Source organism: Nocardioides sp. (genome assembly GCF_035547795.1).
GTDB lineage: Bacteria > Actinomycetota > Actinomycetes > Propionibacteriales > Nocardioidaceae > Nocardioides.
On the sequence record NZ_DASZUF010000182.1, the window covers coordinates 1 to 18,720 of the forward strand.

The following is an 18,720-nucleotide window of genomic DNA, read 5'->3' on the forward strand; positions in this document are numbered from 1 at the left end:
CGAGCAGACCCTCAACCAGCTGCTGGTTGAGATGGACGGCTTCGACGTCCGCGGCGGCGTCATCCTGATCGCGGCCACCAACCGGCCCGACATCCTCGACCCGGCGCTGCTCCGGCCGGGCCGCTTCGACCGCCAGATCCAGGTGGACGCCCCCGACCTGACCGGCCGGTTCCAGATCCTCCAGGTCCACTCCCGCGGCAAGCCGCTGGCCAGCGACATCGACCTGATGGCCGTCGCTCGCCGTACGCCGGGCTTCTCGGGTGCCGACCTGGCCAACGTGCTCAACGAGGCAGCGCTGCTGACCGCGCGCAGCAACCAGAAGCTGATCACCAACCAGAACCTCGACGAGGCGATCGACCGCGTCGTGGCCGGACCGCAGAAGCGCACCCGGGTGATGAGCGACCACGAGAAGCTGATCACCGCCTACCACGAGGGTGGCCACGCGCTGGTCGCGGCGGCGCTGCCGCACAACGACCCGGTGCACAAGATCACGATCCTGCCGCGGGGCCGAGCGCTGGGCTACACCATGGTGATGCCCGACGAGGACAAGTACTCCCAGACCCGCTCGGAGATGCTCGACAAGCTCGCCTACATGCTGGGCGGGCGGGCCGCGGAGGAGATGATCTTCCACGACCCGACCACCGGCGCCGGCAACGACATCGAGAAGGCCACCAACCTGGCCCGCGCGATGGTGACCCAGTACGGCATGACCGAGAAGCTGGGCGCGATCAAGCTCGGCGACTCCAACTCCGAGCCGTTCCTGGGCCGCGATCTGGGCCACTCGCGCAACTACTCCGAGGACGTCGCCGCGATCGTCGACGAGGAGACCAAGCTGCTGCTGGGCAACGCCCACCAGGAGGCCTTCGACATCCTCGAGGAGAACCGCGACGTCCTGGACGCGCTGGTGCTCGCGCTGCTGGACAAGGAGACGCTCGGCAAGGACGAGATCGCCGAGATCTTCAAGCCGCTGCGCCGTCGCCCGCAGCGTCCGGCGTGGACCGGCTCGCCGACCCGCAAGCCGTCGGCGATCCCGGCCGTGGAGGTCCCGCAGGAGGTCCGCGACCGCGCTGCCGCCAACGGTCACGACCAGCCCCGTCCCGGCGCGGTGCTCACCCCGCCGGGCTCCGGCGGCGACGTGCACGGCGACCCGGGTGTCACCCCGCCGTCGGGCGGCCCCGACCTGCCGCACGACTGAGATGGGTCACTTCGACCAGGCGCGCGCGGAGGCCGCCGTTCGCGAGTTGCTCTATGCCATCGGGGAGGACCCCGAGCGGGAGGGCCTGCTGGAGACGCCGGCCCGCGTGGCCCGGGCGTACGCCGAGCTCACCGCCGGCCTGTGGCAGCAGCCCGAGGACGTCCTGACGACCACCTTCGACCTGGGCCACGACGAACTGGTGCTGGTGCGTGACATCGAGCTGTGGTCGATGTGCGAGCACCACCTGGTGCCGTTCACCGGCGTCGCGCACGTGGGCTACATCCCGGCCGAGACCGGCAAGATCACCGGGCTGTCCAAGCTCGCCCGGCTGGTCGACGTCTACGCCAAGCGGCCGCAGGTGCAGGAGCGGCTGACCACCCAGGTGGCCGACGCGCTGATGGAGCTGCTCGAGGCGCGCGGCGTGATCGTGGTGATCGAGGCCGAGCATCTGTGCATGACGATGCGCGGGGTGAAGAAGGCCGGCGCCCGCACCATCACCTCGGCGGTGCGCGGCAGCATGCGCAGCAACGCCACCACCCGGGCCGAGGCGATGGCGCTGATCAACCGACCGACGCGCTGAGCGCCGGTTCCGGCGCGTCGGCCCGGTTGGCCCGGCTGCCGGCCAGGGCGCACAGTGCCGCCGCGACCACGCACAGCCCGGCCGCGGCGTAGAACGCCGGGTCGTAGGTGCCGGTGGCGTCACGCACCCAGCCGGCCGCGCTGGCCGCGGCCGCGGCGCCGAGCTGGTGGGCGGCGAAGACCCAGCCGAAGACCACCGGGGTCCGGGAGGCGAAGTGCCGCCGGCACAGCGCCACCGTCGGTGGCACCGTGGCGACCCAGTCGAGCCCGTAGAACAGCACGAAGACCAGCGTCGACGGCTCGGTCCGCGGGGAGAGCAGCGACGGGAGCGCGAGCAGCGCGACGCCGCGGCCCAGGTAGTAGATCAACAGCAGCAGGGTCGGCTCGACCCGGTCGGTGAGCCAGCCGGAGGCGATGGTGCCGCCGATGTCGAAGATGCCGACCAGGGCGAGCAGTGACGCCGCCGTGGTAGGGGGCATGCCGTGGTCGGTGGCGGCCGGGATGAAGTGGGTGCCGATCAGGCCGTTGGTGGTCGCGCCGCAGATCGCGAAGCTGGCGGCCAGCAGCCAGAACACCCGGCTGCGAGCGCCGGCCGCGAGCGCCGCCACCGCCGCGGCCGCCCCGCCGCCGACCACCTTCGCCGGGCCCGGGTCGGCCGCGGTGGCGCCGTACGCCTCTAGGCCGAGGTCGTGGGGGTGGTCGCGCAGGAGCAGTAGCGCGACCGGGATGACGGCCGCGGCGGCAACCGCCACCACGACCGACGCGGTGCGCCAGCCGTGGTGCACGGTCAGCCCGGACAGCAGTGGCAGGAAGGCGAGCTGACCGGTGGCGTTGGCCGCGGTGAGGACGCCGCTGACCAGCCCGCGCCGGGCCACGAACCAGCGGGTGGCGATGGTGGCGACGAACGCCATCGACATCGAGCCGGTGCCCACGCCGACCAGTACGCCCCACAGCAGCAGGAGCTGCCACGCCGAGGACATGAACACCGTCAGGCCGCTGCCCGCGGCCACCAGCGTCAGCGCGACCGCCACCACCGGCCGGATGCCGAAGCGGTCCATCAGCGAGGCGGCGAACGGCGACATCAGCCCGAAGAGCGTCATGTTGACCGACATCGCCGCCCCGATGGTCGCGTGCGACCAGCCGAAGTCAGCATGCAGCGGGTCCATCATCACGCTCGGCACCGACCGGAAGCCGGCGGCTCCGAGCATGGTCAGGAACGTCACGGCGGCGATGACCCAGGCGCGATGGAACCTCACGCCGCAGAGTCTTCCCGGCACCATCTCCACTCACCAGTGGCAGGATTGCCATGATGTGAAAGAATCCTGCCATGCATCGGGTCGTCGTACTCCTGTTGCCGCCGGTGGTCGGCTTCGACGCCACCATCCCGCCGCAGCTGCTCGGCAGCGCCGTCGACGAGGCCGACCGCGGACTCTATGACGTGACCACCGCCGGACTGAGCCGGGAGCCGGTGCCGACCCGGTCGGGCTACGCGATGGTGCCGGCCGCGGGACCCGAGGCGCTGGCCGAGGCCGAGACGGTGGTTGTGCCGGGCACCGGCTTCGCGCCGGCCTGGTCCGGCGTCCTCGACCCGGCGCTGCGCGCGGCGCTGGCGCAGGTGCGGCCCGGCACCCGGACGGTCTCGATCTGCACCGGCGCATTCGTGCTCGCCTCCGCGGGGCTGCTCGACGGGCGACCGGCGACGACCCACTGGAGGTACGCCGAGAACTTCCGCCGGCTCTACCCGCGGGTGCTGCTGGACGAGGACCGGCTCTTCGTCGACGACGGCGACGTGCTCACCTCGGCCGGCCTGGCCGCCGGCATCGACCTGTGCCTCCACCTGATCCGACGCGACCACGGGGCGGCGGTCGCCAACCAGGCCGCCCGCCGCAACGTCGTCCCGGCCTGGCGCGACGGTGGTCAGGCGCAGTTCATCGAGCGGCCGGTGCCGGTGGCAGGCTCCTCCGGCACCGGACAGGCCCGCGCCTGGGCGCTGGCCCACCTCGACCGGCCGCTGGATGTGGCCGCCCTGGCGGCTCAGGCGCGGATGAGCGTGCGGACGTTCAACCGGCGCTTCCGCGAGGAGACCGGCCACTCGCCGGGTGCCTGGCTGACCGAACAACGCGTCGAGCATGCCCGCTCCCTGCTGGAGACCACCGACCTACCGGTCGACGCGGTCGCGCAGCGGGCCGGGCTCGGCACCGGCGCCACCCTGCGGCAGCGGCTGCGGGAGCGGGTCGGCGTCTCGCCGTCGGCGTACCGGCGGGCGTTCCGGGCGGCTGCTCAGTAGGAGAACTGCCGCAGCAGCGTGTCCAGCTCGGTGGCCAGGCCGGCGAGGGAGACGGCCGCTTCCGCCGTACCGGCCGCGCCGGCACGGGTGGCGCCGGCGGCGTTGGTCGCCTCGGCGCTGTCCAGCGCGATGCCGCTGGTGCCGCGGGCGGCCTCGGTGACCGAGCGGGAGATCTCGTTGGTGGTGGCGGTCTGCTCCTCGACGGCGGCGGCGATGGTCAGCTGGATCTCGTAGATGGTGTTGATCACCTCGCCGACCTCGGTGATCGCGGTGGCGGCGCCGGAGCTGTCGCGCTGGATCGCCTCGATCAGGCGGCCGATCTCGTCGGTGGCCTTGGCGGTCTCGGCGGCGAGGTCCTTGACCTCGCCTGCGACCACCGCGAAGCCCTTGCCCATCTCGCCGGCGCGGGCCGCCTCGATGGTGGCGTTGAGGGCCAGCAGGTTGGTCTGCTGGGCGATCGCGGTGATCACCTTGACGACCTGGCCGATCTCGGCCGAGGAGGTGCCCAGCGCCTCGACGGTGCTGGTCGCCGAGGAGGCCCGGGCGACCGCCTCGGAGGCCACTGAGGAGGCCTGGGTGGCGTTGCGGGCGATCTCGGCGATGCTCGCGCTCATCTCCTCGGCGGCGGTGGCCACCGTCTGCACGTTGGCGGAGACGGCCTCGGCCGCGGCGGACACGTTGCCGACCCGGTTGGCGGCGTCCTCGGCGCTGCGGCCCATGTCGGTGCTGACCGCCGACAGCTCCTCGGAGGCGGCGGCGACCGAGGCCGCCGTCTGGCCGATCCGGGCCATGCTGCCGCGTAGCGAGGCGACCAAGGCGCGGATCGAGTCGGCCATCTGACCGACGTTGTCGCTGCCGTCCAGACTGAGCTCGCGGGTCAGGTCGCCCGCGGCAACGCCGGCCAGGTAGTTCTTGAGCACCTCGACCCGGGCGGCGGTCTCGGCCGCGGCCTGGGCGGCCTCGCGGGCCTGGGCCGCCTCGGCCTCGAACCGCTGCCGCTCCTGGGCGGCGCGCTCCTCGGCGAGCTGCCGCTCGCGTTCCTCCTCGACCCGCCGCGCCTCGAGCCGCTCGCGCTCCAGCTGGGCCTCGCGGGCGGCCGCCTCGCGCTCCAGCCGGGCCCTCTCCTCCACCGCACGCCGCTCCTGCTCGGCGCGGGCGTGACGCTCCTCCTCGGCCTGGCGGGCGGCGGCGTCACCGGCGTCGAGCGCGGCGATCACCTGGTCGACGGCGACCGCGATGGCCCCCACCTCGTCGGCGTGGTCGTGGTCGACCCGGCGCGTACGGTCGCCGGCGGCGATGGCCCGCAGCGAGTCGACCACCTTGCGCAGCGGCCGGGCAATGGCGCGGACCACGACGTAGCCGGCGAGCACGAACAGGATCAGGCCGGCGATCGAGACCAGCAGCGTGATCAGGCGCAGCGAGTCGACCGCATCGTGGATCGAGCTGACCTGGTCGTCGACCACGCCGTCGATGTAGTCGTCGGCATCGTTGAACGTCTTGTCGATGGCGGCGCCGTCGTTGCTGTTCGCCTGGTGGTCCAACTGCGCCATCAGGCTGGTGTTGCCGGCGGTGGCGGCCTCCTGGATGCCGATCAGGTAGGAGTGGTACTCGGTGGTCTGCGTGATGATCTTCTGCAGGTAGGCGTGCGCGTAGCCGCCGGTGTCGAGGCTGAGTGCGGTGCGGTACTTCTCCAGGGCCGTCTTGTAGTGCGTCTCGGCGACGTCGTAGATGTTCTTGGCGAACGTCGAGTTGGCCTTGGAGCCGCCGACCACGGTCTCGACGTACACGCCGGTGAAGGTGCGCTGGAGCAGCCACTCCTCGTAGCCCGCGTTGAGCTTGCTGGAGATCTGGGCGCCGGTGCGGTTCACCGAGGCCAGGTGCTCCACGTTGGCCACCTTCATCGCGGTGACGGTGGTGACCACGGCCAGCACCACGGCGCCCAGCGCCATCATCGCCCACAGCCGCTGGGTGAGCGTGATCCGCTTGCGCAACGAGGGGCGGCGCGCGTGCGAGGGCTTGAACGTCGGCAGGTGCGGTCGCTGGTGCCGGGGCGCGACCGACGGCTCGGCCTGGCGCGGGCTGGGGACCTGCACGTCGGCGGCCGGGCTGGACTCGAACAGCGTTGTCACGCTCCCGGAATCGGCACGCGCGCGCTCATTCCAAGCCGAAAATCAGCGCCGCCGGAACAGTCCCCGGGGCGCGGGCGGCGCGGGAGTACGGCGGGCGAGCAGTCGCTCGATGCGCCGTCGCGACCAGCGGCTCTCCGCGGCCAGTGCCTGCTGCAGCGCGGAGATCCGGTCCTCGATCCGGCGGATTCCCTCCTCGCCCGGGGCCCGCATGGTCGTCACCGCCGGTGCGGGGACGACCGCCGCCAGGCGCTCGTCGTACTCGCTGTTGCCGGCCGATCCGACGTGCGCCAACCCTGCCTCGTCGAGAAACCCGGTCAGCCGTGACCAGCGCTCCGCGACGCCGGCGTGGAAGGCGTCGTAGTCGGCCAGCTCGAACAGGTCGGCCACGCCGGCGTCGACCGGCACCGACGGCAGCGTGCGGTGCGGGATCGCGTGGTAGTCGGCCACTTCGAGGGTGCGAGAGTCGTGCGCGACCATGACGGCCGGGGTCCCGCCGACGATGGCGGCGACGCTGCCATGCAGCCGAGTGCCGACGGCGAACCGGTGATCGGCAGCGAAGTCCACCCAGGCACGGGAGTCGAGGAACAGCCGGATCCGGTCCTCGCGGTAGAGCCGGTGGTCGCGGTTGGCGGGCAGCCGGGGGTCGAGCCCGGCGGCGTCCCGGCCCCACTGCAGCAGCGCGAGGTCGTACTCGCGCTGGGCGACGTAGACCAGGTGCGGGAACTCCTCGGCGGCCCGGTCGATGAACGGCAGGACCTCGGGCTTGGTGGTGGTGCCGACGGTGAGGATCACGCCGTCCTCGGGCCCCAGCGGGCCGACCGCGCGCTCGTCGCGCACTCGCGGCGAGGAGCTGCGCAGGAACAGCGAGGGACAGCCGATCACCTCGACGTGCGCAGGCCCGAAGCCGAGCCGGGCCAGGTGGTCGGCGGTGACCTGCCCCCTGACGCCGATCCGTGGCGAGCGGGCCAGCACGGCGCGGACGAAGCGCCGCTGGGCGGCCTCCACCTCGGCGGGCAGCCGGGCGGTGAGGTCGTTCAACGGCAGCTGGGCGCCCATGCCGACCACCGTGACCGGGATGGTGAGCCGCTCGATCAGCGCCGAGAGACGGTCGAGGACCGGGGCCCACTCCAGCCGCAGCGCGTTCGCCAGCGGCAGGACGACGTGGTCGTACCGCTCCTGGATCGCGGCCGCGCTCGCGTCGGTGTGCTCGGTGCGCTCGGTGGCGTAGCCGTCCACCGTGATCTCGGCCCCCGGCACGCTGAGCAGCCGGTGCACGGCGTCGCCGAAGAGCAGGTTGCCGGTGTTGGTGGCGAAGAACCCACCCGCGTGCCAGGCCCGCCGGTCGTGGGCGGGAATGACGTCGAACGGGTCCTTCCCGGCGCGCAGCAGGATGCGGGTCACCGCGGCAGCATCCCATGCCGTGAGGGGCGGCAGTGAACTCCGGTAGGTTCGGGGCCGTGCCTGAGTTGCTGACGCCGATCGGTCGTCCGCGGGTGATGGGGGTGGTCAACGTGACCCCCGACTCGTTCAGCGACGGCGGCCGGTTCCTGGCCACCGACGACGCGGTGGCGCACGGCCGCGAGCTGCTCGCCGACGGCGCCGACCTGCTGGACATCGGCGGCGAGTCGACCCGACCTGGAGCGACCCGGCCGCTGGTGACCGAGGAGCTGGCCCGCGTCGTACCGGTGATCGAGGAGCTGGCCGCCGCCGGCGCCGTCGTCTCCGTGGACACCATGCGAGCGGAGGTGGCGGAGGCGGCGATCGCGGCCGGCGCCCGTGTCATCAACGACGTCTCGGGCGGCCTCGCCGACCCACGCATCTTGGAGGTCGTCGCCGACTCCGAGGCGATCTACGTCGCCATGCACTGGCGCGCGCACGGCGCCACGATGCAGCAGTTCACCGAGTACGCCGACGGCGTCGTCGAGACCGTCCGGACCGAGCTGTCCGCCCGGCTGGAGGCGGCATTGGCGGTCGGGATCGCGGCCGAGCGGCTGGTGGTCGACCCCGGGCTGGGCTTCTCCAAGACCGCCGAGCAGAACTGGGAGTTGCTGCGCGGGCTGGACCGGATCGCCGACCTGGGCCGGCCGGTGCTGGTCGGAGCCAGCCGCAAGGCGTTCCTGGGCCGGCTGCTGGCGAGGCCCGGCGGCAGCCCGCGCCCGGTCGGGGAGCGGGAGAGCGCCCACACCGCCATCACGGTCCTGCTGGCCCAGGCCGGCGTCTGGTGCACCCGCGTGCACGACGTCCGGGCGGCCCGGGACGCGCTGGCGGTCTATGAGCGGATGAGCGAGAGGAACAGCCGGTGACCGACGAACTCACCATCGGCGGCATCGAGTGCTTCGGCCATCACGGGGTCTTCGAGTTCGAGCGTCGCGAGGGCCAGATCTTCGTGATCGACCTCGTGCTCGGCCTCGATACGGCGCCCGCCGCGGCCTCGGACGACTTGCGCGACACCGTCGACTACGGGAGTCTCGTGGCGCAGGTCAAAGCCAGTGTGGAGCGTGATCCGGTCGACCTGATCGAGACGCTCGCCCAGCGCATCGCGGACGTCTGCCTCTTGGATGCCCGTGTTGAATGGGTGCGTGTCACGGTTCACAAGCCGGACGCACCCATCGACGCGACGTTCTCGGACGTCGCGCTGACGATCACGAGAAGGGCAGATGCGTGACCGAGGTACCCAACCCGCACATCGTCGACGCCGACACCCTCACCGGGGAGATGCGCCCGATCCGTCGGGTGGTCCTGGCGCTCGGCTCCAACCTCGGTGATCGCCTTGCCAATCTCCAGGGTGCGGTCAACTCGATCGCCGACACTCCCGATGTGTGGGTGACGGCGGTGTCGCCGGTCTACGAGACGGAGCCGGTGGACAGCCCCGAGGGCGCCGGTGCCTTCCTCAACGCCGTCGTCACCGCCGACACGACGCTGGCGGCCGCGCGCCTGCTCGACCGGGCGATGGCGATCGAGGACGCCTACGAGCGCGAGCGCACCGACGTCACCAACGCTCCGCGCACCCTCGACGTCGACATCATCGTGGTGGGTGACCGGATCAGCGAGGACCCGTCGCTGATCCTGCCCCACCCGCGCGCCCACCAGCGTGGGTTCGTGCTGCGGCCCTGGGCCGACATCGAGCCGGACGCCGAGATCCCCGGCCGCGGCCCGATCCGCGAGCTGCTCGAGCAGGCCGGCGAGGACGGCGTGGTACGGCGCGACGATCTGGTCCTGGAGTTCGAGTGAGCCTGTCGTGACGTCCGGCCGGCTGCGGCCGGTCTCGGCGGCGGCTCTCACCATCTGGGCGGTCATCGGCCTCGTCGGCGGCTGGCTGCTGCACCCGCTGCTGGAGTCCTGGCACGGCACCGCGCCGGTGGTGACGTGGTTCCAGCCGCTGGCACTGCTGCTGGTGGCGGCCATCGTGTGCGGTACGGCGTGGGCCACCTGGCGCAGCGTGCAGATCCACCACGAGCGGCTGGAGCCGCACCGGGCGGTCAACCGGCTGGTGCTGGGCCGCGCGTGCGCCCTCGTCGGCGCGTTGATCGCCGGCGCCTACGCGGGCTACGCGGTCAGCTGGCTGGGCATCGCAGGCGACCCGCTGGCGGGCCAGCGGGTGTTGCGATCGCTGGTCGCTGCGGTGCTCGGCGGGCTGATCTGCCTGGGTGGGGTGCTTCTCGAGCGCGCGTGTCGCGTCCACGACGACGACCCGGAGCCCTAACGTGGGGACCATGACTTCCCCAGCAGCAACATCCGTCACACGCCGACGGCAGCGGAGCACCCGGCTGACCGTCGCCGTGGCGCTGCTCGTGCTGGCGGCCGTCCTGGTCGTCGGCGCCGTCGTCGCCTCCGCCCTGGCCCTGGTCGCGGTCGCCGCCGTGGCCGCGGTCGTGCTGGGGGCGGCTGCCACCAAGATCACCCACACCGAGCTCGTCACCAGCCGTCGCGAGGCCAACCGCGACCGCGCCGCCCAGGCGAAGGCCTACGAGGCGATCACCGCCGAGCGGATCGCCGAGAACCGCGCCCACACCGAGCACCTCACCGGCCTGGTGGAGCAGACCCGCGCCGATCGGGAGAAGACCGTCGCCGAGCTCGAGGCGGCCCTCGCCGCCGCCCACCAGCGCGCCGCCGAGGCGATGAAGTCGCGCGCGGAGGAGGCTCGCCGCGCCGCGGAGGCCCAGATCGAGACCGCCGCGCTGCGCGAGCGGTTGGCCGAGGCCGAGAACCGGGCCGCGGAGGCGATCGTGCGGGTCGCGGAGCTGGAGCAGGAGCTGGACGTGGTGCGTGCGGATCTGGCCGCGCGCAGCGCCGAGAACGCCGCCTGGCGGGCCGCCCAGTCGGCCTGAGGTCGCTCGGTCAGGCTGCTGACAGGTTCCTGACAGGTTGAGCACAGAGCCGGCGTAGGCGCGCGCCCTAGCGTCGGGCCCCGTGTCCGACCTCGGGGAGCTTGCGCCGGTCCCGGCCGGATCCGTGCTGCTCCACATCGGGCCGCACAAGACCGGCACCACCGCTCTGCAGAACGCGCTGCGCGCCGCCCGCGACGATCTGCTCGCCCAGGGCGTCCGGTACGCCGGGACCCGCAGCTCGCGGGACGCGGAGGCGGCCCGGCACGCGATCGGGCGCCGTACTGTTCGAGACGAGGCGACCGCCGAGGCTGCCGCGGCGGCGTGGCGCGAGGTCCGCGACCGGCTGAACGACGCCTCCGTGCCGCGGCGGGCGTTCAGCAGCGAGAGCCTCGCCAACGCCGACGACCAGGGCGCGGCCCGCGTGGTGGGCGACCTCGGCCCGGCGGAGGTGGTGATCACGGTGCGGGCGCTGGCCGACGTACTGCCGAGCCAGTACAGCCAGTTCGTGCAGCGCGGCCTGGCCACGGCGGAATACCCGCGCTGGGTCGAGGCCGTGCTGGCGCGCGACGAGAGCGTCCCGACGGTGCGCGCGTTCTGGCGCCGGCACAGCCACGACGCGCACGTGCGCCGCTGGGGCGCCGTGGTCGGGATGGAGCACGTCACGGTGCTGGTCGTCGACGACCGCGACCGCGACTTCCTGCCGGCGGCCTTCGAGCGGCTGCTCGCGCTGCGGCCCGGCACCCTCGCCGAGCGGATCGGCCGGGTGCGCGCCAACCGGTCGCTGACCGCCGCCGAGACCGAGCTGGTCCGCCGGTGGCACCTCGAGTGCGCCGCGGCGGGCCTCGACCGCGAACAGGTACGCCGATGGACCTGGCGTGCCTGCGACCGGCTGCGTGCCGTCGACCCACGCCCGACCGCGCCGCGGCTGGCGTTGCCGGCCTGGGCGGTCGAACAGGCCAACGCCCGAGCCGCCGAGGCCGCCACGAGCATCGCGGCCAGCGGTGCCCGCGTGGTCGGCGACCTGGGCCGGCTCTCGGCCGCCACCGCGCGGCCGGGCGCGATCACCGAGCCTGTCCGCGCCATTGACACGCGGCTGGCCGCCGACTTCGCGGTCGGGCTGGCGCTTCACAGCGACGCCCAGGTTGCTGCCAGGCTCGCGACAGGCGACGCGTAAGCCGGTTCCCTAGTGTCGCGGCGTGCTCAGTTCCATCGACCGCCATGCGGTTGCGCCCGTGCCCGCCGGCACCGCGCTTCTCCACATCGGACCGCACAAGACCGGCACCACCGCGCTGCAGCACGCCTGCCACCAGGCCCGCGCCGAGCTGGCCTCCCAGGGCGTCCTCTACGCCAGCCGGGCTCGCCATAATGCCGACGCTGCCAGGTTCGCCATCGGATCCAGGCCGCGGCGCGGTGAGGCGGTCGGTCGCGAGCTGTGGGCACACGTCAGCGCGGCGCTGAACGACCACCGCTTCGCCCGCCGCATCTTCAGCAGCGAGAGCTTCGCCAACGCCGACGACGCCGGGGCGGCCCGCGTGATCGCCGACCTGGCCCCCGCCGAGCGGGTTCACGTCGTGGTCTCGGCCCGGCCGCTGGCCCATCTGCTGCCCAGCCAGTACCAGCAGTTCGTGCAGCGGGGCGTCACCGTCCAGCCGTTCGGGCCGTGGGTCGAGGGCGTGCTCGGTCGCCGCGACGACGTCAAGACCCGGCTGTTCTGGCACCGGCACCGGCTCGACGAGCAGGTACGCCGCTGGGGTGACCTGGTCGGCTACGACAACCTCACCGTGCTGGTGGTCGACGGCGCCGACCGGCGCTTCCTGCCGGAGTCGTTCGAGCGGCTGCTCGGCGTCGCCCGCGGCACCTTGGCCGACCGCGAGGTCCGCTCCAACCGTTCGCTGACCGCCGCCGAGGTCGAGCTGATCCGGCAGTGGCACGTGCTCGGGGCGGCGGCCGGGATGCCGCGCGCCGAGCGGCACCGGATGACCGGCCCGGTCTGCGACCACCTCAAGCGGCGTGACCGCGATCCCGGCGAGCCGCGGCTCACCCTGCCCGCCTGGGCGGTCGAGGAGGCCAACCAGCGCGGCGCCGCGATCGCCTCCCGGATCGCCGAGACCGGCGTCCGCGTGCTGGGCGATCTCGGCGCGCTCTCCGCCGTACCCACCCCGGAGGACGGGCCCGCACCGGAGGTCGCGATGCTTGACGTGGAGGTGGCGGCCCAGTTCGCGCTCGGCCTCACGCTGGCGCGGTGAGGGACCTGCCCCGGTAGCCTTCGGGGCGATGTCCACCTTCTCGCTCGTCACCGCCGTCTACAACGTCGAGCGGTACCTGGACGAGTTCATCGGCTCCCTGGAGGCGCAGACCTATCCGCACGAGCGGATCCAGGTGGTGGCGGTCGACGACGGCTCCACCGACGGGTCGCTGCAGCGGTTGAGCGAGTGGGCGCGGACGGGGTCGTTCGAGGTGGTCGTGCTGACCAAGGAGAACGGCGGCCAGGCCTCCGCGCGCAACCTGGGACTGGAGCACGCCACCGGCGAGTGGGTCACCTTCACCGACCCCGACGACCGGATCGACCCGGGCTACTTCGAGACCGTCGCGACGTTCACCGGGGCACATCCCGAGGTGGACCTGGTCGCGGCGGCGTTCTGGATGCTCGACGACGCCACCGGCGAGCTGACCAACACCCATCCGCTGCGGGCGCGGTTCGCCGACGGCGACACGGTCAAGGACCTCACCGTCTTCGCCGACCACTTCTTCGGCAGTGCGCACGCCGGCTTCTTCCGGCGTGCCCGGATCGAGGAGCTGGGGCTGCGCTTCGACCTGCGGGTGCGGCCGAACTTCGAGGACGGGCACTTCACCTCGATCTACCTGCTCGCCTCGCCTCGGCCGCAGGTCGGGTTCTTGAAGTCGGCGCGCTATCACTACCGCAAGCGCGACGACGGCTCCTCCACGATGCAGCGGAGCCTGCGCGACCCGCGCCGCTACACCGATGCCCTGGAGCACGGCCACCTCGACCTGCTCCGCCGCGCCGCCGCGGCCGGTGAGGTGCCCGGGTGGCTGGCCACGCTGATCGTCTACGAGCTGTCCTGGTACCTCTCCCTGCACGACGCCCGCGACGGCCGCACCGCCGCGAAGGGGCCGATCGCCGAGCGCTTCCACCAGCTCGTCGGCGAGATCGTCGCGCTGTTGCCGGCCGAGACGATCGAGCGCTTCGCCTGGCGGCAGCTGCGCCCGCACAACCGGGCCCTGCTGCTGCACGGCTACGAGCCGGAGCCCTGGCACGCCGCCGAGGCGGTCGTCGACAAGGTCGACCCGGATCGACGGCTGATGCGGCTGAGCTACCTCTACACCGGCGACGCCCCCGCCGAGCGGCTCTTCGTCGGCGGGGCCGAGGTCACCCCGCGCTATGCCAAGGTCCGCGACCACGTCTCGCACGATCAGGTCCGGGTGCGCGAGCGGATCGTATGGCTGCCGACCACGTCCTCGGTGCGGCTGCAGCTCGGCGGCGCCGACGTGCCGGTGGTGACGGCCGAGCCGCGCCGGGCCCACTCGACGCTGCGGCCGGCCCAGCTGCGGCGCGCGCTCGCGCCCACCCCCTCGCCACTGGTGCCGAACGCCGAGCGCCAGCCCACCGCGGACGAGGCCAGGCTGCTCGAGGCCGCGACCGGGCGCAAGGCGCGCAAGTACGCCGGGGCATGGGTGCTGATCGACCGCATCCACGATGCCGACGACTCCGCGGAGCACCTGTTCTGGCACCTGCGTGAGCACCACCCCGAGATCAACGCGTGGTTCGTGCTGGAGAAGGGCACCGCCGACTGGGCGCGGCTGCGCCGTACCGCGAGGGACCGGCTGGTGGCGTTCGGCAGCCAGGAGTGGAAGCTGCTCATGCTCAACGCGCGGCACCTGGTCACCACCCATCCGGACCCGGCGGTGTCGCGACCGCCGGCGCTGGCGTTCGCGCCGCCGACCTGGCGCACCACCTTCCTGCAGCACGGGGTCATCAAGGACGACCTCTCCGGCTGGCTCAACCGCCGCCCGCTGGACGTCTTCGTCACCTCGACGCCGGCCGAGCACGCCTCGATCGTGGGCGACCACACCGGCTACGTCTACACCGAGCTGGAGACGGTGATGACCGGGCTGCCGCGCTTCGACCGGCTACTCGACGTGGGCCGGGAGGTGACCGAGCGCGACCTGGTGCTGGTCGCGCCGACCTGGCGGTTCTGGCTGATCCCGCCGCAGGCCGCCGAGCATCAACGCCGCGACGAGGTGGCGCCGGAGTTCCTGTCCTCGGAGTTCGTGGCGCGGTGGCTGGAGTTCCTCTCCTCGCCGGCGCTGGCCGAGGCATGCGAGCGGCACGGCCTGACGCTGGCGTTTCTGCCTCACCCCAACCTGCAGCAGGCGCTGCCGCTGCTCTCTCTGCCCGACCATGTGCGCCCGGTGCGCTACGAGGGCACGGACGTGCGCCGCCTGGTCGCGCGCTCGGCGCTCCTGGTGACCGACTACTCCTCGATGGCGTTCAACGCCGCCTACATCGAACGTCCGGTGCTCTACTACCAGTTCGACGCCGACCGCGTGCTCGCCGGCGACCACGTCGGCGGCCAGGGCTACTACGACTACCGCCGCGACGGCTTCGGGCCGGTGGTGGAGACGGTCGAGGACGCCGTGGCAGCCGCCGTCGCCCAACTCGACGCCGGCGTTGCTTCGGCCGAGCCCTACGCCGCCCGGATCGCTGCCACCTTCCCGGTGCGCGACGGCGGCTGTTGCGAGCGGGTCACCCAGGCCGTGCTGGCCTCCGAGCGCCCGGTGCTCGACGCGCTGTTGTGAGTGGCGTCGTGGTTGGGCGTCGTGGTTGGGCGTCGTGGTTGCCGCGGATCGAGGCACTCGCCGGGCGCGTCGAACCGACCGGTGCCGGGCGCGTAGGCATAGGGGCAGACTTGCGTCCTTGTGCCTACATGCCGGGAGCAGAGGCCCGGGAGCAGCGCCCCCGAGCACACGCCCCCGAGAGCCGGTCGCCACGGCTACCTCGCCGCGCCACCGGCCTACGCCGCGCTCAGCCCAGCAGCCACTCGACAACGCGCGCCGCGCCCCGCCCGTCGGCGGCCGGATTGAGCTCCGCGCCGACCCGGGCCGCCAGCGGCGCACCGGCGGCCCGCAGCGCCGGCAGGTCGCCGAGCAGCGCCGCCACCTCGGCGGTGGTCGCCGCCTGCGGACCGCACAGCGTGGCCTCGTAGTCGACCAGCGGGGCGCGGACGGCCTCGTACTCGGCCCGGTCGGGGGTGAAGAAGACCGTCGGTCGGCCGGTCAGCGCCCAGTCGGCCCGGATCGCGCCGTAGTCCAGGACGGCCGCATCGGCCGCCAGCAGCAGCTCGCCCAGCCGCGGGTAGTCGGTGACGTCGAGCACCGGGGTGCGCAGCGTCCGCCGCTCGGCCGCGCGGCGGTCGTGCCGGTGCGCGCGCAGCAGCACGGTGTAGCCCGGGCCGAGCCGGGCGGCGAGGTCGGCGAGGTCGAGCCCGTCGTACATCGGCGCGGCGTCGACTCGGTGGGACCGCGACTCGCGGTAGGTGGGACCGTAGAGCACCGCGACCGCGTCGTCGGCCAGTCCCAGCGCGGCCCGCACCTGCTCGCGCAGCCCGGCCGGTGGCGCTACCAGCAGGTCGGTCTGCGGCGCGGCCAGGACGACCTCGCCGGCATAGCCGGTCTCGCGGCGGTAGAGGTCGGCGGCCGCCTGCGACGGCGCCACCAGCAGGTCCCACTGCCGGACCAGGTCGGACTGCAGCGCCGCCTGCCCGACGGGCAGGCCGCGTTCGGCCGCGTAGGCGGCGCCCAGCGAGGAGACCGGCCACCCCGGCGCAACCTGGACCAACCGTTGGCACGGCCGCTTCGCCTGCCACTCGGTGAACGGTGAGTCGGCGACCAGCAGCGGTGCGGCGGCGAGCACGTCGTACCACCTCGCCGAGCCGACCACGACCGGGATCGCGCCGTGGGGCACCGCGGTGTGGTGGCTCTGCACACTCCAGTAGCGCTGCCAGCCCGGCCGGGCCTCGGCCAGCGCGGCGTCCAGCGCCAGCACCGGCCCGTCGACGCGATGGCCCTCGTCGCTCTGGAACAGCACCGCGTCGGCCAGTGGCGGCACCGGCGCGGTCCGGTAGGTGGTCCGCAGCCGGCCTCGCCCGTGCCGGGTCACCTCGTCGAGGGTCAGCGGCGCGCCGAGCACGATCGCGGCCTGTCCGTTGGGCCGCCGCCGAAGCGAGAGCCGCAGGTCGGGGCCGACGGCGTGCAGGGGCAGTACGCCGAACAGCGCCGGATCCGGCTCGGCCAGCACCGGCGGATGCCCGGGGCGCAGCACCCGGATGCTCGCCCCGCGTGGCTCCAGCGCCACCTCCGGCGCACCCGGCAGCGAGACTCGGGTGGGGAAGCGCAGCACCGCGCCGTCGTAGGAGGAGGCGGCCGCGAGCAGTACGTCCTTGGTGCCCAGCCGGGCGGTGCCGACCTCCTCGGCGGTCAGGCCCTCGACCCGCACCCCGATCTCGATCTCGTCGGCGACGACCACCGAGGTGACGTAGAGCCGCGCTCGGTCCTCGACCGCGACCGGCGTCGGGTCCTCGGCCACGGCGACGCTGATCCCGCCCTCGGCCAGGGTCGGCGTGAGCGTCCGTCCGGCGGCGATGAGCGGGGTCAGCCGGGCCGCGCCGGACCACTCGGCGACCTCGGTCACCGCGCCCTCGCGCACCACGCCCGCCTGGGTGACCCGTACCCGCAGCGCCGCGGTGCCCAGCGGCAGGGCCGGCACCGGCACGGTGGCCGTGAAGGCCCCGTGGGTGAAGCCGGCGTTGAGATCCTTGGCCCACGCGTCGGCGTTGGGGTCGACTCTCATCGTCACGGCCAGCGGCACCTGCCCCAGCCAGGCCTCGACGGTCGGTGGATAGGTGGCGGAGTCGACCGCGCCGATTCCGGCGTACCCGTCGATCACGAGCGTGCCCGCCGACACCGAGCAGGCGTGCACGGCCGCCCGCAGCGGGGTTTCCTGCTCGCCCAGCGCCCACAGTGTCTCCGGCACGCCCGACCACGGCCCGGGCGGGGCGGGCGCTGCCACGACCCGACCGCCGACCACCCGGGTGGGCGGCACCCGGCCGTACAGCTGGGCCCATCGCTCGTAGTCGAGCACCGCCGCCCAGTCGTCTGAGGCGATCAGGTGGGTGCGGACCTTGGCCGAGACGGTCATCGCGCCGTATGCCTCGGTCGAGGCGTCGGCCAGCACCTCGCGGTAGGCGTCGGCGAGCGCGTCGCGGAACGCGTCGGAGGCGCCGAGCGCCGGCTGCACGAAGCCGTTGAGGTCCACGCCGAGCATCCGGCCGACCCAGGCCTGATAGGCGGCCGCCGAGCCCTCGGACCGCATCAGCTCCCGCGACTCGCGCATCACCTCCAGCTGGTCGTGCAGGTTGGCCTCGGTGGTCTTCTGCTGCGTGGTCGAGGTGGCGTCCTCACGGATCCGCCACAGGTAGGTCACCCGGGCGAGTACGTCGAACCTCCCCCGCACGAACGCCGCCAGGCACGGCACCTGGTCCTCGTACTTCACGTCGCTGCGCCACGGCGGCACCCGGTCGCGGTAGAACGCGGTGCGGAACATCCGGTTGCCCGGGATGATGTCCTGCAGCGCCGCCGGGAAGTCGTCGATGCTCACGCCGAGCCGGTCGCGGTCGTGCACCAGCGTGCCGCGGACCACCTCCAGCAACTGGCCGTGGGTGTAGCGCTGCGCCCCACCCAGGATCCAGTCCGAGCCGGTGCGCCGGAGGGTGGCGACCATCGTCTCGTAGGCGTCGTGCGGCACCACGTCGTCGCTGTCGGCGAAGGTGAGGAACTCTCCGCGCACGTGCGGCATCGCGGTGTTGCGCGCCGCGCCCTGGCCGGCGTTGGGCTGGCGGAGCACGTGCAGCCGCGGGTCGCGGGCGGCGTACTCCTCCAGGATCGCGAGCGACCCGTCGCTCGACCCGTCGTCGACGGCGATGACCTCCAGCTCGGTCAGGGTCTGGCCGAGGATGGAGTCGAGACACTCGGGCAGATACGCCGCGACGTCGTAGACCGGCATCACCACCGAGAGCACCGGGGCGGCCTCGGCGGACCGTCCGAAGAGGGAGCCGAGTCGCGTCTTCAGCCGGGGCACGAAGCGATCCTAAGGCCCCGGTCCGGGTAGCCTTACGTGACCGATCA

Annotated in this window: 15 protein-coding genes; 11 read left to right on the forward strand and 4 right to left on the reverse strand. The window is 73.3% G+C overall.

Annotated features, from left to right (window positions below; translation table 11 throughout):
* Both VHA72_RS13570 and folE read left to right on the forward strand, forming a co-directional pair.
* Nucleotides 1-1,195 (forward strand): ATP-dependent metallopeptidase FtsH/Yme1/Tma family protein (locus VHA72_RS13570; RefSeq protein WP_325576084.1); only part of this gene is annotated, 1,195 nt, incomplete at its 5' end.
* Between the two features lies 1 nt (nucleotide 1,196).
* Complete coding sequence (gene folE / locus VHA72_RS13575) at nucleotides 1,197-1,775, forward strand: GTP cyclohydrolase I FolE (RefSeq protein ID WP_325576086.1); 579 nt, start codon at nucleotides 1,197-1,199, stop codon at nucleotides 1,773-1,775.
* Here folE and VHA72_RS13580 read toward each other — a convergent pair.
* The gene (locus VHA72_RS13580) at nucleotides 1,756-3,030 is read right to left on the reverse strand and encodes an MFS transporter (protein WP_325576088.1); all 1,275 of its coding nucleotides are present in this window, start codon (nucleotides 3,028-3,030) and stop codon (nucleotides 1,756-1,758) included. The genes folE and VHA72_RS13580 overlap by 20 nt on opposite strands.
* 71 nt (nucleotides 3,031-3,101) lie before the next feature.
* Between VHA72_RS13580 and VHA72_RS13585 the strand changes: the two genes are divergently transcribed.
* Nucleotides 3,102-4,061: a GlxA family transcriptional regulator gene (locus VHA72_RS13585; RefSeq protein WP_325576090.1), complete on the forward strand. Its 960-nt coding sequence runs from the start codon at nucleotides 3,102-3,104 to the stop codon at nucleotides 4,059-4,061.
* On the opposite strand, the gene VHA72_RS13590 is transcribed toward VHA72_RS13585, so the two are convergent.
* Together VHA72_RS13590 and VHA72_RS13595 are read right to left on the reverse strand one after the other, a co-directional pair.
* Nucleotides 4,055-6,190 (reverse strand): methyl-accepting chemotaxis protein, encoded by a 2,136-nt coding sequence (locus tag VHA72_RS13590; RefSeq protein WP_325576092.1) that lies wholly within the window; start codon nucleotides 6,188-6,190, stop codon nucleotides 4,055-4,057. The genes VHA72_RS13585 and VHA72_RS13590 overlap by 7 nt on opposite strands.
* Nucleotides 6,191-6,232: 42 nt before the next feature.
* On the reverse strand, nucleotides 6,233-7,591 hold the full coding sequence (locus VHA72_RS13595) for a polysaccharide pyruvyl transferase family protein (protein ID WP_325576094.1): 1,359 nt from the start codon (nucleotides 7,589-7,591) through the stop codon (nucleotides 6,233-6,235).
* 65 nt (nucleotides 7,592-7,656) lie between these two features.
* Between VHA72_RS13595 and folP the strand changes: the two genes are divergently transcribed.
* The 8 genes from folP (at nucleotide 7,657) to VHA72_RS13635 (ending at nucleotide 15,336) form a co-directional block, all read left to right on the forward strand.
* A complete protein-coding gene (gene folP / locus VHA72_RS13600; RefSeq protein WP_524538599.1) occupies nucleotides 7,657-8,493 on the forward strand; it encodes a dihydropteroate synthase in 837 nt (278 codons plus the stop codon).
* On the forward strand, nucleotides 8,490-8,855 hold the full coding sequence (gene folB, locus VHA72_RS13605) for a dihydroneopterin aldolase (protein ID WP_325576096.1): 366 nt from the start codon (nucleotides 8,490-8,492) through the stop codon (nucleotides 8,853-8,855). The genes folP and folB overlap by 4 nt, the downstream gene beginning before the upstream one ends.
* The gene (gene folK / locus VHA72_RS13610; RefSeq protein WP_325576098.1) at nucleotides 8,852-9,421 is read left to right on the forward strand and encodes a 2-amino-4-hydroxy-6-hydroxymethyldihydropteridine diphosphokinase; all 570 of its coding nucleotides are present in this window, start codon (nucleotides 8,852-8,854) and stop codon (nucleotides 9,419-9,421) included. The genes folB and folK overlap by 4 nt, the downstream gene beginning before the upstream one ends.
* A 7-nt stretch (nucleotides 9,422-9,428) precedes the next feature.
* Nucleotides 9,429-9,893, forward strand: coding sequence for a DUF3180 domain-containing protein (locus tag VHA72_RS13615; protein ID WP_325576100.1), 465 nt, complete (start codon nucleotides 9,429-9,431; stop codon nucleotides 9,891-9,893).
* Nucleotides 9,894-9,903: 10 nt separating this feature from the next.
* A complete protein-coding gene (locus tag VHA72_RS13620; RefSeq protein WP_325576102.1) occupies nucleotides 9,904-10,518 on the forward strand; it encodes a hypothetical protein in 615 nt (204 codons plus the stop codon).
* A gap of 82 nt (nucleotides 10,519-10,600) precedes the next feature.
* Nucleotides 10,601-11,692: a hypothetical protein gene (locus tag VHA72_RS13625; RefSeq protein WP_325576104.1), complete on the forward strand. Its 1,092-nt coding sequence runs from the start codon at nucleotides 10,601-10,603 to the stop codon at nucleotides 11,690-11,692.
* 22 nt (nucleotides 11,693-11,714) lie between these two features.
* A complete protein-coding gene (locus VHA72_RS13630) occupies nucleotides 11,715-12,764 on the forward strand; it encodes a hypothetical protein (protein WP_325576106.1) in 1,050 nt (349 codons plus the stop codon).
* A gap of 28 nt (nucleotides 12,765-12,792) precedes the next feature.
* Nucleotides 12,793-15,336 carry a bifunctional glycosyltransferase/CDP-glycerol:glycerophosphate glycerophosphotransferase gene (locus VHA72_RS13635; RefSeq protein WP_325576108.1) on the forward strand — a complete coding sequence of 848 codons (2,544 nt, stop codon included), beginning with the start codon at nucleotides 12,793-12,795 and terminating at the stop codon, nucleotides 15,334-15,336.
* Between the two features lie 226 nt (nucleotides 15,337-15,562).
* Here the strand turns inward: VHA72_RS13635 and VHA72_RS13640 are convergent, their stop codons facing one another.
* Nucleotides 15,563-18,673 (reverse strand): bifunctional glycosyltransferase/CDP-glycerol:glycerophosphate glycerophosphotransferase, encoded by a 3,111-nt coding sequence (locus VHA72_RS13640; protein WP_325576110.1) that lies wholly within the window; start codon nucleotides 18,671-18,673, stop codon nucleotides 15,563-15,565.
* Nucleotides 18,674-18,720 lie beyond the last annotated feature (47 nt).

What these genes read in the sequence shown, in the direction of transcription:
- folE (WP_325576086.1), top strand. Translation starts at nt 1,197, where the DNA reads ATGGGTCACTTCGACCAGGCGCGCGCGGAGGCCGCCGTTCGCGAGTTG.
- VHA72_RS13585 (WP_325576090.1), top strand. Translation starts at nt 3,102, where the DNA reads ATGCATCGGGTCGTCGTACTCCTGTTGCCGCCGGTGGTCGGCTTCGAC.
- VHA72_RS13620 (WP_325576102.1), top strand. Translation starts at nt 9,904, where the DNA reads ATGACTTCCCCAGCAGCAACATCCGTCACACGCCGACGGCAGCGGAGC.
- VHA72_RS13635 (WP_325576108.1), top strand. Translation starts at nt 12,793, where the DNA reads ATGTCCACCTTCTCGCTCGTCACCGCCGTCTACAACGTCGAGCGGTAC.